Origin of the sequence: Lysobacter niastensis (assembly GCF_031457115.1) — a bacterium.
Taxonomy (GTDB): Bacteria; Pseudomonadota; Gammaproteobacteria; order Xanthomonadales; family Xanthomonadaceae; genus Lysobacter_J; species Lysobacter_J niastensis_A.
The window spans coordinates 401,615-416,435 of the sequence record NZ_JAVDVY010000002.1 but is presented as its reverse complement, the minus strand read 5'-3'; the positions used below and the strand labels follow the sequence as shown (position 1 = coordinate 416,435).

Annotated in this window: 13 protein-coding genes and 1 pseudogene; 8 read left to right on the top strand and 6 right to left on the bottom strand. The window is 61.9% G+C overall.

Features of this window, described 5'->3' with window-relative positions; translation table 11 throughout:
• Nucleotides 1-74: 74 nt before the first annotated feature.
• On the bottom strand, nucleotides 75-911 hold the full coding sequence (locus J2X06_RS11075; RefSeq protein WP_310063598.1) for an alpha/beta fold hydrolase: 837 nt from the start codon (nucleotides 909-911) through the stop codon (nucleotides 75-77).
• A gap of 231 nt (nucleotides 912-1,142) precedes the next feature.
• A complete protein-coding gene (locus J2X06_RS11070) occupies nucleotides 1,143-1,934 on the bottom strand; it encodes a cysteine hydrolase (protein ID WP_310062298.1) in 792 nt (263 codons plus the stop codon).
• A 207-nt stretch (nucleotides 1,935-2,141) separates the two neighbouring features.
• Between J2X06_RS11070 and J2X06_RS11065 the strand changes: the two genes are divergently transcribed.
• The gene (locus J2X06_RS11065; protein ID WP_310062296.1) at nucleotides 2,142-2,789 is read left to right on the top strand and encodes an alternative oxidase; all 648 of its coding nucleotides are present in this window, start codon (nucleotides 2,142-2,144) and stop codon (nucleotides 2,787-2,789) included.
• A 137-nt stretch (nucleotides 2,790-2,926) separates the two neighbouring features.
• Nucleotides 2,927-3,901: a GlxA family transcriptional regulator gene (locus tag J2X06_RS11060; RefSeq protein ID WP_310062293.1), complete on the top strand. Its 975-nt coding sequence runs from the start codon at nucleotides 2,927-2,929 to the stop codon at nucleotides 3,899-3,901.
• 178 nt (nucleotides 3,902-4,079) lie between these two features.
• Here J2X06_RS11060 and J2X06_RS11055 read toward each other — a convergent pair whose 3' ends face one another.
• Complete coding sequence (locus J2X06_RS11055; RefSeq protein WP_310062290.1) at nucleotides 4,080-4,307, bottom strand: hypothetical protein; 228 nt, start codon at nucleotides 4,305-4,307, stop codon at nucleotides 4,080-4,082.
• Nucleotides 4,308-4,315: 8 nt separating this feature from the next.
• Nucleotides 4,316-4,689: pseudogene (locus J2X06_RS11050) on the bottom strand (transposase); the annotation flags it as partial.
• A gap of 275 nt (nucleotides 4,690-4,964) precedes the next feature.
• On the opposite strand from J2X06_RS11050, the gene J2X06_RS11045 reads away from it, so the two are divergent.
• The 4 genes from J2X06_RS11045 to J2X06_RS11030 all read left to right on the top strand — a co-directional run bounded on the left by J2X06_RS11045 (nucleotide 4,965) and on the right by J2X06_RS11030 (nucleotide 10,329).
• Nucleotides 4,965-5,543 carry a fimbrial protein gene (locus J2X06_RS11045; RefSeq protein ID WP_310062288.1) on the top strand — a complete coding sequence of 193 codons (579 nt, stop codon included), beginning with the start codon at nucleotides 4,965-4,967 and terminating at the stop codon, nucleotides 5,541-5,543.
• 77 nt (nucleotides 5,544-5,620) lie between these two features.
• Entirely contained in the window at nucleotides 5,621-6,367 is a 747-nt protein-coding gene (locus tag J2X06_RS11040) for a fimbrial biogenesis chaperone (protein WP_310062285.1), read from the top strand.
• Nucleotides 6,368-6,554: 187 nt separating this feature from the next.
• Nucleotides 6,555-9,167 carry a fimbria/pilus outer membrane usher protein gene (locus J2X06_RS11035; RefSeq protein WP_310062283.1) on the top strand — a complete coding sequence of 871 codons (2,613 nt, stop codon included), beginning with the start codon at nucleotides 6,555-6,557 and terminating at the stop codon, nucleotides 9,165-9,167.
• Nucleotides 9,168-9,174: 7 nt separating this feature from the next.
• On the top strand, nucleotides 9,175-10,329 hold the full coding sequence (locus J2X06_RS11030) for a fimbrial protein (RefSeq protein WP_310062281.1): 1,155 nt from the start codon (nucleotides 9,175-9,177) through the stop codon (nucleotides 10,327-10,329).
• 904 nt (nucleotides 10,330-11,233) lie between these two features.
• Here the strand turns inward: J2X06_RS11030 and J2X06_RS11025 are convergent.
• Nucleotides 11,234-11,602 (bottom strand): hypothetical protein, encoded by a 369-nt coding sequence (locus tag J2X06_RS11025; RefSeq protein ID WP_310062278.1) that lies wholly within the window; start codon nucleotides 11,600-11,602, stop codon nucleotides 11,234-11,236.
• A 567-nt stretch (nucleotides 11,603-12,169) separates the two neighbouring features.
• Between J2X06_RS11025 and J2X06_RS11020 the strand changes: the two genes are divergently transcribed.
• Both J2X06_RS11020 and J2X06_RS11015 read left to right on the top strand, forming a co-directional pair.
• On the top strand, nucleotides 12,170-12,688 hold the full coding sequence (locus tag J2X06_RS11020; protein ID WP_310062275.1) for a hypothetical protein: 519 nt from the start codon (nucleotides 12,170-12,172) through the stop codon (nucleotides 12,686-12,688).
• Nucleotides 12,689-12,693: 5 nt separating this feature from the next.
• Nucleotides 12,694-12,858, top strand: coding sequence for a hypothetical protein (locus J2X06_RS11015; RefSeq protein ID WP_310062272.1), 165 nt, complete (start codon nucleotides 12,694-12,696; stop codon nucleotides 12,856-12,858).
• 210 nt (nucleotides 12,859-13,068) lie between these two features.
• On the opposite strand, the gene J2X06_RS11010 is transcribed toward J2X06_RS11015, so the two are convergent.
• Nucleotides 13,069-14,061: an AraC family transcriptional regulator gene (locus tag J2X06_RS11010; RefSeq protein WP_310062270.1), complete on the bottom strand. Its 993-nt coding sequence runs from the start codon at nucleotides 14,059-14,061 to the stop codon at nucleotides 13,069-13,071.
• Between the last annotated feature and the right edge of the window lie 760 nt (nucleotides 14,062-14,821).

The window sequence follows — 14,821 nt, the reverse complement described above, 5'->3', positions numbered from 1 at the left end:
CATGGTCGTGGCGCGTAGGGGCAGGGCGGTAGCCATGGCCCTGCGCTTCGGGCAGGGCGCATGGCTTGTACAAGTCAGCCGCGAATGAACTTCAGTAGATCCTGATTGACCACGTCGGCCTGTGTCGTGCACATCCCGTGCGGGTACTTCGGATACACCTTCAGGACTCCATTCTTCAGGAGCTTGCTCGACAGCAGTGCCGAGTCGGCGATGGGAACGATCTGGTCGTCGTCACCGTGCATGACCAGGGTGGGTACGGTGATGGATTTCAGGTCGTCGGTGAAATCGGTCTCGGAGAAGGCCTTGATGCAGTCGTAGTGAGCCTTCGCACTGCCGGCCATGCCCTGTCGCCACCAGTTCTGGATGATGCCCTGCGAAACGGTGGCACCTGGGCGATTGAACCCATAGAACGGGCCACTCGCGACATCCAGGTAAAACTGCGACCTGTTGGCCGCCAGTTGCTTGCGGAAGCCGTCGAAGACCTCGAGGGGAAGGCCGCCTGGGTTCGCCGGGGTCTTGACCATGATCGGCGGTACCGCGCCGATCAAGATCAGCATGGCCACGCGGCCATGCTTCTGTCCGTGCTTGGCAACGTAGCGGGTTGCCTCTCCGCCACCGGTCGAGTGGCCGATATGTACGACATTGCGCAGATCAAGATGGTCCACCACCTCCGCAACGTCGGCAGCGTAATGGTCCATGTCGTGGCCGTCGCTCACCTGCGAGGAACGACCGTGGCCGCGCCGATCGTGCGCAATCACGCGGTAGCCTTGGCTAACGAAGAACAGGGCTTGGTTGTCCCAGTCGTCGCTGCTGAGCGGCCAGCCATGGTGGAACATGATGGGTTGGGCGTCCTTCGGACCCCAGTCCTTGTAGAAGATCTCAGCGCCGTCGCGCGTGGTTACTTTGCTCATGGTTAAGGTTCCGTGTTTGATGGGAGGAGAGTGGATGGAAGAAAACGAAGCGAAGGGAACCGCAGTAACGGCGACCAGCGCTGCGGCGCTCAACCCGAGCGCTAGAAAATCTCGCCGGTGCGGACTGGCGGGCCCGAAGTCTTTGGTAGTGCTCATGCGTGACTCCGGGTCAGTCGGCCACGCATACGACAGGACTTGCGTGTCCAATCGGGAGGTGGGTCATGCCCATGGTCAAAGCCCCTCCAGCTTGGCCACGACCTCGTCGGTGGTCACCAGGTCGTTGGCGATATAGCGGAAGTCGACCAGCGCACTCCCGTAGCCATCGCCATCGGGGAGCTTCGGGCCGGCGATGGCGTCACGTACGACTACCACCTCGAAACCACGCTCGAGAAACTCGCGAAGGTGCGATTGGACGCACAGGTTGGAGGCCATTCCGACCAGGATGATCTTGTCGACCCGCTGCTTGTTCAGTTGCAGCATCACGTCGTTGCTTTGGGGGCCATAGAGCTTGTGCGGCGAAGCAATGATGGTCTTGCCGTCTTCGATGTAGGGTTTGAACTCGGGCATGAAATCGGCCCCCGAGTTGCGGAAACCATCGAGCGTCAAGGCACCCTTGCGATCGAAGAGGCCCAGCTTGTGCTGAACGGTTTCCGCCGGCGCCTCGTAGCCCCATTTATGGTCGTGGGGATAGTAGTAGTGCGGCGAGATGGCGACCGTCGTTCCGGACTTCTTGAACGCCGCGAGTAGTCGCTGCAGATTCGGCACCAGATTCTGTTCGGTGACGCTCTCACCGAAGATCGGCCAGCCCGCGCCCTGGGGGCTCATAAAGTCGATCTGCGGATCAATCACGACCAGGGCGGTTCGACTCAGATCCCATTGGAAGGTTGAGGCCGGGAGTGCCGGCTTGACGGGATCGGCGTAGGGGTTCTCGGTTGCGAAGCCGACGAGGGGTGCCCCCAGGGTGGCACCCATCAGGGCTACGGCGGTGACAAGAGTTTTCGGAAGAGTAATCTTGAAGGCCATTGTTAGGTCCTCGAAGTGGAGAGCGCGGCTAAAGTACGGCGCGTCGAGCTTCGGAAAAGGACATTGATCCTTGGATTTCGGACGTGGGCATTGCCGCAGTGGGTTATTGGTGCCCTCTGCTCAACAACAAGTTCCACAGAGGGGCGCCTAGCAGCCTGCGGCAGCCGTCCCCATGTTGATGGCCAACTACCCGTCAGACCAATCACCATGAACGCCCACGCTACGATTCCGATCGAGCTCCACCATCCGGTCGGCAACCTGTCCGACCGCGTTGCCCTTGGCACCACGCTCGCCCTTCGCTTCTTCGCCGACACCCTGTTCGCTAAGCGCTACGGCAACCGCGCCATCGTCCTGGAAACAGTCGCGGCCGTGCCCGGCATGGTCGGCGGTGCACTCCTGCATATGCGCTGTCTTCGCTGGATGCGGAATGACGAGGGCTGGATCCGTACGTTGCTGGACGAGGCCGACAACGAGCGGATGCATCTGATGACGTTCATGGAGATTGCACGCCCTAGCTGGTTCGAACGCATGATGGTATTACTCGCGCAGGCGCTGTTCTTGACCTTCTACTTCGTCCTGTATGTGGTCTCCTCGCGTACCGCTCATCGACTGGTCGGCTACTTCGAGGAAGAGGCGGTGGTGAGCTATACGCGCTATCTGGACGAGATCGACTCCGGCCGCATTGACAACGTGCCGGCTCCGCCAATCGCCATCGAGTACTGGAAGCTACCGACTGACGCCCGCCTGCGCGAGGTCGTGATCGCGGTCCGCCAGGACGAAGCGGGTCATCGCGACGTGAACCACGCGATCGCCAGCCAAACGGCGAGCACGGTACCCCAGACCCACGCGTTGTGAGCGGTATCCATTGGAATCGCGTCCTGATCGATCGCGAGCGCCCTTGCCGGGCAAACAGAGCCCGCCCAGGCCTTGTTGACCGTCCTGATGGGAGGGGCTTCTAATGGTCGCTCAGCCGCCCGCGGGTCGTTTCGACCATGTCTCGCCACGTTTGTTTCGTGGTTTACTCAGGCTTCGTCCTGTTGGATCTGAGTGGCCCACTTGAGGCCTTCTCAAACGCTAATCGCGTGAGCCCTTCGGGCTATCGATTTACGGTCGCCTCGATGGAAGGAGGACTGATCCGAGCGTCGAGCGGACTGGAGGTTGCCACCGAAGCATTGGACGTCGTCAACACGCTCGACACCCTCATCATCGTCGGCGCGCCAGCGGTTCCGACCGGTCCTTGGGTGATGCCGATGGCGACCGCGATTCGGAGAATGTCCTCGCGCTCTCGCCGCACTGCCAGCGTATGTACGGGAGCCTTTGTGCTAGCCGAGAGCGGTCTGCTTGACGGTCGCGTCGCGACCACGCACTGGAACTACGCACCTCAGTTGCAAGCACGCTACCCGTCGTTGCGCGTAGACGGAGATCGGATCTGGACAGAAGACGGGAATGTCTGGACGTCCGCCGGCATGTCGGCTGGCATCGACATGGCCTTGGCCATGATCGAGCAGGACCTTGGCAAGGAAGTTGCGCGCACTGTTGCGCGCATGCTGGTTGTCTACTATCGCCGACCTGGCGGCCAGCATCAGTTCTCGTCGCTACTGGACTTCGATCCAGGCTCTGATCGCATCCGCACGGCGCTAAGCTATGCGAGAGAGCACCTCCGAGATGATCTTTCGGTTGAGCGTTTGGCAGACGTCGCTCATATGAGCGTACGCCAGTTTGGGCGCGTTTTCGCTGAGGCGATCGGGGTGACTCCCGCGAAAGCTATCGAACGCCTTCGTATCGAGGCGGCGCGGCCGCTAGTGGAGGATGGCCATCAATCGTTCGAGGAGATCGCCAGGAGTTGCGGATTCGGCGATGCCGATCACATGTTGCGGTCCTTTCTACGCGTCTTTGGACGCACGCCGAAAGAAGTGCGTCGCATCGCTCGCCAAGTGGAAGGAAATGACAAGTCTGGCCGTAGATAGTTCACTCGCACTATAGGAAGAAGGCCCAACCAGTCGCTTGCGCCGGCCATTTCCACTAGCGCAAACAACTCCACCGCCTTACCCCGAGCACGCACGGGTCGAAGGTGCGCCAGGCCCGGTCAGCCCGGCGCACCTCCCTTAACCCGCCATGCAAATCCGCAGCGGCGTCAGGTCGCTATCAATAGGCGGCCAGCACCGACACACCGCCGGAAGCGGCGTTTGCCTGCACGCGCACGTAATAGACCCCCGCTGCGGGCTTGTTGAGCACCAGTGCTTCAGTGGTGCCTGGCCTGTTGGAAGCCGCGGCGTAGCTGGAGGCCTTGCTCGGTGGATCGCGGCGGGATATCCGCGGAAAACGACAGAGGGCTTCCAGGATATCGGCCTCGCCCTGGTCGCGACCCGTCATCCCTCCCGCCGCGAGGCGTAGTGCAGCACGCTGCGCGACAGCCCCGGCAAACGGCAGGCGCGGCGCCCGGAGAGTGGAGTCCTGGCCGTACGGCCGCCACGGTATTGCGCTGCGCCTGCGGCCACAGAATTTTTCCCGCGCGACGACCTTCAGGCCTTCGATGTCCAGCATCGCTTAGCATTCTCTGGAGCTTGGCGTTTTCCGCCTCCAGTGACTTCAGGCGCTTGGCGCCCCCATGTCCCATGCCGCCGAACTTCCGGCACCACAGGTAAAACCACGCGTCGCTGAAGCCGTACTTGCGGCACTACAACTTGATCGGAGTGCCGGCCGACGCCTGCTTCAGTAAGTCGATGATCTGCTCGTCGGTGAGTCGCTTCTTCATGTCCGTTCCTTTGTCTCGGAACAGACTCCACTCGAATCAGGTTGGCCCTGAAACCTCGCGGATTCGCACGCAGCACAGCTTCGGCGAAATAGCTGAATGCGCATATATGGCCGCTGTTCTTTGGGAAGATCCCTATTTTTTAGGCGCCGAGCGACGAGCATTCTTTCATCGTCGCAAAGGATCGCAACATCGCCGGCAATCTGGAGGCAATGATCGTAGGCCTTATGTGACGTCCACGCTCTCTTCCTTCAAAGCAAAATATGCAAGGACTCTCAATGAACAAGACTCTTCTGTCCGCCGCACTGGTGGCCGCGACCGGCCTTGCCGCCATGGCTCCGCATTCGGCGTTCGCGTCCGACGGCAAGATCACCTTTACCGGTGAAATCACGGACGTCACGTGCACCATCCACCCAGGTGATGGCACCACGCCGGGCGCCGGCAACGACTTCACCGTCGCGCTCGACCCGGTGGGTAAAGGCTCCCTGCCGTTGGGCGCGTCCGCCAAGACCAAGGCGTTCTTCGTGACGCTGGGCGCCCCCGGCGAGACCGGCTGCACCAACGGCAAGACCGCTTGGCTGACCTTCGACTACAACCCGACCGTCGTGGATTCCGTCACGGGCGCGCTGGAGAACCAGACGGCGGGCGGCAGCAATGTCCAGGTGCGTCTGAAGAACAAGAACGGCGGCGTGATCAACCTGGCGGCGGACACCGGCAACAAGAAGCTCGATTCGGGCGTGGTGATCGCCGGCAACACCGCGCTGCTGGAATACGCGGCCGAGTACTACGCCGCCAAGGCCGCCGCAACGCCGGGCCTGGTGAGCACCTGGGTCACGTACTCCGTGGCCTACAACTGATCGCGTAGATGGAATGTCCGGGGTCTGCGCTCGCCGGCCCCGGACCCAATTGGTTCGAACCTGGTAGCAGCTCCCTCATGAACATCATTGCGCGCGCCACGTGCGTGCTTGCCCTCGTCGCTTTGGCCGTGCTGGGTGCAATCTCGCCCGCCCACGCCGGCGTCCAGATTGTCGGGACACGAGTGATCTACTCGGCCCAGGAGCGGGAGGTCACGGTCAACCTGCTCAACAACGGCAACTCGCCCCGCCTCCTGCAGGTATGGGCCGACAGTGGCGACCCGAAGGAAGCGGCCGAGACCACGAAGGCGCCGTTCCTCGTTACGCCACCGATGTCGCGCATCGAGCCGGGCAAGGGCCAGGCCTTGCGCCTGATGTTCACTGGCGCCGACCTGCCGCAGGATCGCGAATCGGTGTTCTGGCTCAACGTGCTGGAAATTCCGCCGGCCCCCAAAGCCGGCACCGACGGCGAGGCGCGGAATTTCCTGCAGTTCGCCGTACGCACGCGCATCAAGATTTTCTACCGCCCCAAGACCTTGAAGGGAGATCCGGTGGGTTCGCTGGACTTGCTCACCTGGCGGTTGGTCCGCAAGGGTGCCGGCTACGCGCTCGAATGCACCAATGCAACGGACTACAACGTGTCGTTCAGCGATGTCCGACTGAAGGGAGTGGCTGAGTCCCAGGGCAAGGTCACCGGCGGCGGCATGTGCCCGGCGAAGGGGCGACAGAGCTTCGAAGTCGACGGCCAGGGCAACGGCACGCTGGTCTACAGCGCGATCAACGACTTCGGCGGTTTTGTCGAGCGCGAGGTCCCTTACTCGCATTGATGGATTGACGCGCCACGGAATCCAGCAGGTTCCGCAGCGCGCTCGATCAGCTTCCCCCCAACGATCTTTTTGAACACACCAGCGGCCCGCAACGCGGTCCGTAGTGGGGCGGTTTGTCCCAGATCCGGGCTCATGGAATCGAGCGCGGTGTTCCGGTAGCCAGTCCCTAACGGCGAGGCAAGACCACATGTCCAACTTTTTTCACAAGCTGAATCGCGACAAGCGCAATGCGCTCGGTCTGCGTCGCAAGCGCATCGTGCTGTCCATTCTTGTGGCGATCGGCCAGCTGCCGCTCGCGACGCTGGCCGCGCCGGACCCCTCGCCATCCCCTGCACCTGACCCCTCCCCCCAGCAGGTGGAATTCAGTTCGTCGTTCCTCGGTGCTGGCGCAAGCAATTACGACGTCACGCGTTTCGAGCGCGGCAATCCGGTCCTGCCAGGTGACTATCGCGTCGACCTGTACGTCAACCAGAACCTCGTCAGCCGCGAGCAGGTGTCTTTCCGCGAAGTGGTCGCAGGCGGCGAAGCCAGGGCATGCTTCAACCGTCGATTGCTGGTCACCATGGGCGTGGACACGGCCAAGCTGGAAGCGGCCGGCACCAATCTGGACAATCCCTGCATCGACCTCGCCGCCCTCATTGCCGACGCGAGCGTGCAGTTCGACACGAGCGAGTTGCGGCTGGATGTGTCGATTCCGCAGGTCGCGCTGAACCGTAACGCGCGCGGCTACGTCGATCCCAAACTGTGGGATCGCGGCATGAATGCCTTCACCCTGGGCTACAACTTCAACGCCTCCCAGGCCGATCGCGATCTTGGGGCCGGCAGCGAACAGGCGTACCTCGGTCTCAACGCCGGTCTGAACCTGGGCGGCTGGCGCATTCGCAACCAGTCGAACTACCGGTGGAACCACGATGGCGGTTCGGACTTCCAGAACATCAGCACCTACGCCCAGCACGACGTCACCAGATGGCAGTCGCAACTGACCGTGGGCGATGCGTTCACGACCGGTGAGCTGTTCGACTCCGTCGGCTTCCGAGGTGTGAACCTGGCGACCGACAACCGCATGCGCCCGGAATCGATGAATGGCTATGCGCCGATCGTGCGCGGCACTGCGGACACCCACGCCAAGGTCGAGATCCGCCAGAACGGCTATGTCATCTACGAAACCACGGTGGCGCCCGGCGCATTCGAGATCGACGACCTCTACGCCACCGGCTACGGCGGCGACCTCGAAGTGACCGTGACCGAGGCCGACGGCCGTCAACGCAGCTTCTCCGTGCCGTACGCGGCGGTGCCGCAACTGCTACGCCCCGGCACCTGGCGCTATTCGGCATCGGCCGGGCGATTGCGCGCCGATGCGTTCGAGATCGACGCGCCGTACTTCATCGAAGGCACCTACCAACGCGGCTTCAACAACTGGCTGACCGGATACGTTGGGTCGCAGATCACCGACGCCGGCCTGTATCGCAATCTGCTGCTGGGCGCGGCGTTCAGCACGCCGGTGGGCGCGGTATCGGTGGACCTCACCGGCTCGCAGACCCATTTCAGCCTGGACGGTGGCGACCAGAGCGGCTACAGCGCCCGCGTCACCTACAGCAAGAGCATTCCCTCCACCCGCACCGACTTCGCTTTGGCGGCATACCGCTACTCGAGCAAGGGCTTTCTGAGCCTCAACGACGCAGCCACACTGGACGACGCCGTGCGCAGCGGTCCGCTGGCGGGCGGGGTGGTCGAAGGCGCCGGCAGCCAGCGCAGCCGTTTCCAGTTCACGCTCAGCCAGAATCTTGGTTCACGCGCGGGCTCGTTGCACATCAGTGGTTCGCGCAACGATTACTGGGACGGCTTCCGCCCGGTCGACACCAGCTATCAGGTGGGCTGGAACAACCGTTATCGCGACCTGTCCTACGGTCTCAGCGCGAGTCGCAGCCGGGTCGTGGGCGGCGACTACGACAACCGCTATTTCCTCACCCTGTCGTTCCCATTTGGCAACAACAATCAGCGCAGTCGCGCGCCGCAGTTCACCCTCGGTGCGACCCATGCGCCGGAAGGAAATACCGTCCAGGCCGGTGTCACCGGCACAGCGGGCGATCACGGGCAGTACAACTATGGCGTAAACGGCAACTTTGGCAACGACAACCACGGCAGCATCGGGGTGGGCGCGGGCTGGCGTGCCGCGTACGCCAACCTGGGCGCATCCTACAGCTACGCCCAGAACAGTCGGCAAGTGTCGTACACCGCCAACGGCGGCCTGGTGATCCACCGCGGCGGCATCACGTTTGCGTCGCAGCTGGGCGACACCATCGGTGTGATCGAGGCCAAGGGTGCCAGCGGTGCCCGCCTGAGCAGCGACGGCGCCAGCAAGGTTGACGGTCGCGGCTACGCCGTTGCCAGCAGCCTGATGCCATACCGCATCAACGACGTGATGCTCGACCCCAAGGGTACGTCGTTGGACGTGGAACTGCAGACCTCACGCGTGCAGGCCATCCCACGCGCAGGTGCGGTGGTGCCGTTGAAGTTCGACACCGTCACTGGCCATGCCGTGCTGCTCCAGGCCCGCTTGCAGGACGGCAGCGTGGTGCCCTTCGGTGCCCAGGTGCTCGATGCGCAGGGCAACGATGTAGGCATCGTCGGGCAGGGTGGGCAGGTGTTCGTGCGTTACCCGGACGAGAACCGCGGGCAACTGAAGGTCAATTGGGGCGGCGGCCAGGGCAACCAGCAGTGCACGCTCGACTACCAGCCGTCGGCCGACGCGAAAGGCACGAACGACGTGGCCGTCGTGAAATCGGTCTGCCGTGGCTGAGGCATACATGCAATCGCAGCACATTGACAACGCTTCGCTGCAAGGCATTTGCAGTGACGAATCCAGTAAAGGTATCCAGATGAGTGACGTTGCGAACGCTAGGAATCAAATGCACCGTCTGTCGCGTCGGCTCGATGAGAATTGCCGCCTGCCGACGCGCATTCACCTGCTGATACTTGTCCTTGCCAGCGCGGTTTCCTTGCCGGCAATCGGCGCCAGCTGCAGTACCCCCGGAGGAGGCAACTACAACCTTCCCGTTGGTGCCAGAACTATCGGTCGCGATGTCATACCCGGGACACAGGCGATTCCCAAGGTCGGTGGGCAGCCCTCCGTGGGGTACCAAGTGTCATGCCCCGGTGACAGCACCGCAGATCGTGAGGCCTATATAACGTTCTCGGTTCAATCCACTCCCGTTTCTGGGTACGTCGATGTCTATCCGACCAATATCGATGGCCTGGGAGCGAAATATCACTTCGCGACCAATTCAGGCGACGGCTGCAATATCCCGTTCGACCAGACCATCCCGAACTCCGCTTACACAATCACCTGTCAGATCCCCAGAGGAACAACGCATACCTGGTCCTGGGGCACATCCGTCGAGTTCATCAAGACGGGACCGATCGCGCCGGGCCCGCTGACGTCGGTACCGGCGGTGACGATGTCCTATGCACTCAACAATCAGGCGGGGTCCTGGCCGCTCACCACCATGTACTCCGGGGCGATGACAGGGTCGGTGTACATCGCGTCCTGCACTACACCGGATATCGCCGTCGATCTTGGCACGCACCAGAGCACCAGCTTCGTCGGTATCGGCACCAAGGTGGGCACGAAGGACTTCGCGATCGCCGTCAACAGCTGCCCCCCAGGGATGAACACAGTCAAGTACCAACTGGATCCAGCGCCCGAGATCTCCATTGTCAATGCGACACAGGCGGTGGTTGGGCTGGGCTCGGGCTCCACGGTCACTGGCGTGGGCGTGCAGATCACCGATCGTAGCAACGTGCCAATGACTTACGGCACCATGCGAGCCACCACGGGGTACAGCAAAACCACTGGCGGCAGCTTTTCCATTCCGTTGCGGGCCTCCTACTACCAGACAGCGGCCGCGGTGAATGGTGGGCCAGCCAACAGCGCGGTCGTGTTCACCATGAGCTACGAATGAGGCTCTGGGCACGGCCGCGAGCGGATCGCGGGCGCATCCTGTCAATTCGAACGCCGCGCGATGATGGACGAGGCGCTCGACGAGATACTGATTTCGCTGGAACAGAACACGGGCACAGAGACGCAGGCGTAGCCGCCATGGCCTGGGGCCGCGGGCGATATTTCGTAGAGCCGATCAAGCCACAACGGATTTGGGGGCCGGATCGCAGCCATTTCCGAAACGCGGTCGGCCCAGGCTTGTCGCTTGATCGAGAGCAGCAAGCCGCCCAGCCCGCCGACCTGACCGGTCAGTGCGGCGCGGTGCGGGCGCTGGTCAGCGTCTCGAAGGGGCCATGCCGACCTGACCGCAGCGACTGGTCAATGAGCCTTACTTGTGGAATTGTGATTCTCTGCATCGCATCGGCACTGGTCGGCATCGCCTGCAGCTCCGACGAATCGCATAAAGCCTTCAAAGTGCCCTCCGCCCCAATCTGGTCGTCAAGCTCGCGGCCGATCTCCCACGCGTTCTCGCAGCGTGCCGTGTCCTGTGATGAATACGCTCGGGTAACTGACACTCAAGCGCCAGGCGAACGGTGCCGGAAAAAAACCGTTGGTCGTCGCTGGATAGGTGCGTATGTACCGGCAGCTAGACACAAGCTGACACTCTTAGGGGAGTTTTTATTTGCACCAGCCCCTGTCGCCTCACGGCGAGGATCCTGGGCTGTTCGCACGACGACTCAACGGTACTGCAGGACACATTTCATGACTGCAATTCAATTTAGCCTCATCTGTGGCAGGGATTGAATGGGAATTTTCCTAGGCGCGAGAGGCGGGCGGCACGGGTCGCGCGCCCAGCGACGCCGGTGCGACTTTCCTGCCATATCGCCGGTGGAGTAACGGCTGATGGCGATGGCTGGCCGCTTCCGTCAGTCGCGCCGTTCGGGCCTGCTCACTGGCTCGGACAGGGGATTTGCCAGGATCAGCGGGAGGCAGACAACGAACGGCAGGACCAGAACGCCGGCGTCCTTGCTACCGAAGCCTAGAACCGTCAGACGAAGATCGATCAATGATTCCAGTTGCGTGAGTGCAATGATGACGCCGGTGACGGTAGGGACCGGGAGACCACCATGAACAGTCAGCACCAACGTCGGGCATAGCGAAGCCGCCAAAGCCGAGATGGTCCAGCGGTAACCCACGGCGTGGCTGGTGAATCGAGCGCGTTGCCATCGCAAGGCGATCACTGCCAGCAAGACGAGAACGGTGAAGAATAGTGGGAACGCCGAGACATTGAGCATGCGCGATCCGTGCGGATATGGAGGAACGCCTGACAGGCTTACCGGTTCATCCCTTCGACTGTTGGCTGGAAGTGGGCCTCCGCAGGCCGCCACTCGCAGCACTAGTGGCCCATCCGATGATCCCGGGTGGAGTGCGCTAGTTCCATGGGAAATTGCCCACTCTCGCGCGGTCGCATGATCGGCGATACTCACTTCCTTTCGTCGGAAGCGGCCGCGCGTCTCGCGTGGGTCGCGCAACGCCAGATCGGGGCAGGCGAAGGAGTCGTGCAACTGCGCCATCGAGATGGTTAGCCGTTTTTTGAGGTTAATCCCATGGGGGCGCCACCGTGAGCGCTCCATCATCGCCGGAGCCTCAAAACTCTTCGCGCTGATGTCCAGATCCTTTCTCGGCAGCCCGGCCATTGGGCTGGTCTTTCTGCTTGCCTTCGTACTTGGCGTCCTCGGCCAGCAGGGAGACGGCCATCGAATACTGGTTCTGCTGGCCGCGATCCTCGGTGTGCTGGGCGTTTGGCTAATAGCACTTCGCCAGTACCTAAGGGAGCGACGCCGAACATGAGACGGCGCGCGATGCGCTGGGACGTGAATCCCTCACGTGATGCGGACCGTCCGGAGGGGACTTCTGACGCTCGATCGGCATTGCCTTCTGCTGTGATGAGCGGGCTTGGCGGCAAGCTCTTCTACGACGTGCAGGCCGACGAGATCCTGTTCGTGTTCGATGGCCTCGGCACGGCCATCACCATTCCCAGGATATGGCAGGAAGGCGACGTGAGCATCGAGCCAGTGGGAGCGAGCGCGGCGTCATCGCGCGCGTATGCCGCACGGTTCCAGCCTATCGGAGCACGGGATTCGAGTGCGCACGATCTGGCCGTGATTCGTGTGTACGCCGAACCGGTCTGGAACGGCTTGAAGGACACGGAGCGAATGGGAGAGATTGTGCTGACCCGCCTCGACGGTTGGGTGTATTCCTACGCCATCGTCCAAGCCAATCCATTGCCTGATGGCACGGCGGAGTCGAAGCGGTTTGATGAGCTGATGGTGTCGTATGCGGACGCTTTCGACCCGCTGCTTCTGAAGAAGCATCCTTGACTCTCATGGACGATATCGACCCTGCCACCCTGGTCAATGCCGCCTTGCGGTTCGCGCAGATGAAGATGGTAGTTGCGCAGGTGCGCAGGTGCGCGGGTGCGCTATGGCAGCGTGCCGGTGCGGTGCGGGACATGACCGAGGCCAAGGTGTTCGACAGCACCGTGGGCTGAACGTCACCGGGCACTGGGCACCGTGAGGGGGCGACGCTGGTCGGCAGTGAGCTGTTTTAGCAACTGCGGTAGCACTCTGTTCCTTCCTGGCACCTACGCAGTGGTGTCGTTTGGAAGTACTCACAGAACCGTGCGCGTGGGCGTAGCCGCACCTTCTTGCTTCGCACGAAGAGGATTTATGGTCGTCGGTGACATTGCACCCGCCAGACCCTATTTTTCTAGCTGCGCGGACGACAGCGAACTCTCTGGCCCGAGATCGCTGCCGGCGCGCTGATGCCTGCGCAGGCTCAGTTCCAAGGCCTTCGATGGTGCGATGCCGAAATACTGCCGGTACTGGCTCGCGAAGCGACCAAGATCCCAGACGCCGTAGTGCGCGCAGATGGTCGATACGGTGTCCGAAGGGTCGGCGTTTCGAATCGCCCGGTAAACTGCATGCAGTCGCAACAGCATCAGATACCGGTGTGGGCTGACGCCGAACTGTTCGGCAAACACGTTCTGCAGCGTGGCGACGTGTACTTCGGTCAGCGCGCAGAAGTCACTGACCCGTATAGGCTGGTCGATGAATTCCTCCGCGAAGTCGAGGACGCGTTTGAGTAACTTTGTGCGGCTGATCCTGGGGCGACCTTTTGGTGGATCCCGCCCCGGCCTAATCGAACGGACGACATCGAGCGTCGCATCCAGGAGTTGCTGGCGTAGCGCATCCCGCAGGTCGCTTGGGGCGTTGGCTACCACGCTCATCGTGCTCTGGACCAGTGTTTCAAGACGCCGGATGCTCGGATGGCTGGCATGCCCCCAATGCAGTTCCGTGGCGCGCTCGTCAAGCAGGCCGGCATCGACCCAGTGGCGTACATACGACTCATTGACCACGACGCACAACCAGTTGAATCCGGCCGATGCGGGGACACTGAATTCTTCGGCGGGCGGCATCCAGCACGCTGTGCACTGCCCCAGCGCATTGCCGTTGAACTTCAACCCATCGAATTGCGATATCGGCACGAGCAGACCGTACTGGCGAGGTAAGCACGCACCACGGTACACAGAAGGGGCGCCGTTTCGGCCAACCATCATCGCCAATCCGGTCAGGTCAAGGACGTCGATGATCCAGTGAAGCCGGCTACGATCTAGGAGGATGTAGTGGCCGTCGAGACCCAGCATGGCGTCCTCGAACTCGTCGAAATGGAAAGTACAAACGGTGCGGGTCATGGGGAGGCTGCACATTCCAAATCGTCGGATGTGACCCGTATCGATTCGCTTCACCGGTCGGAAGCGACGGAGTGTTTTTTTCAGGTTCTACACAAAGCGGGCGTCATGGACTGACGCGTCATTGTCGAAATCCATCGGGAGTTCGAACCAGCTTGTCGTTGGGGTTACCTAGTTTCTGGCATTGCGGTTCGTATAGGTTTGGGATGTGCCCTATGGGCGGCGACGCCATGTGGTTGCAGCGCGAGAACCGACGGCGTGCCTTGCCGGGGGGGGGGCTGCGCCCGATTTGGCTACGCAGTCGCGGAGGCAACAACGCCCAAGCGTATAGCCAGAACAGCATAGCTATGGGTGCTGGCGCGGAAATGATCGCAATCGGCCGCGGCGCCCAAGCGCTGTCGGATCGCTCGACGGTCAGCGGCTCCGGTGTCAATGCACTGGCTTGCACTGCGCATTCGGTCGTGGTGGGGATGGCGCCATGTCCGCCCACCTCAAGTGCGGCTTCTCATCGACGGCCGGAGTGAAATCCCGCCACACCCGAGGATGGCAGGTTTCGGACCACGCGGCCACAGAGCTTAGGACTTTTCCTATGGATTCCCACCTATCGCACCGAAAGAATCCCTAGGTCAGTTTTTCTGACAATCAATTCAAGCAAGGTCGCCGACGCACACGCGAGCTGAATCCGATCGAAAGACCGAGATTCCGGCCATGAAAGTGGGTGGGTCAAATCGCTGATCGCATGCGCGATGGTAAATCAGGCCGT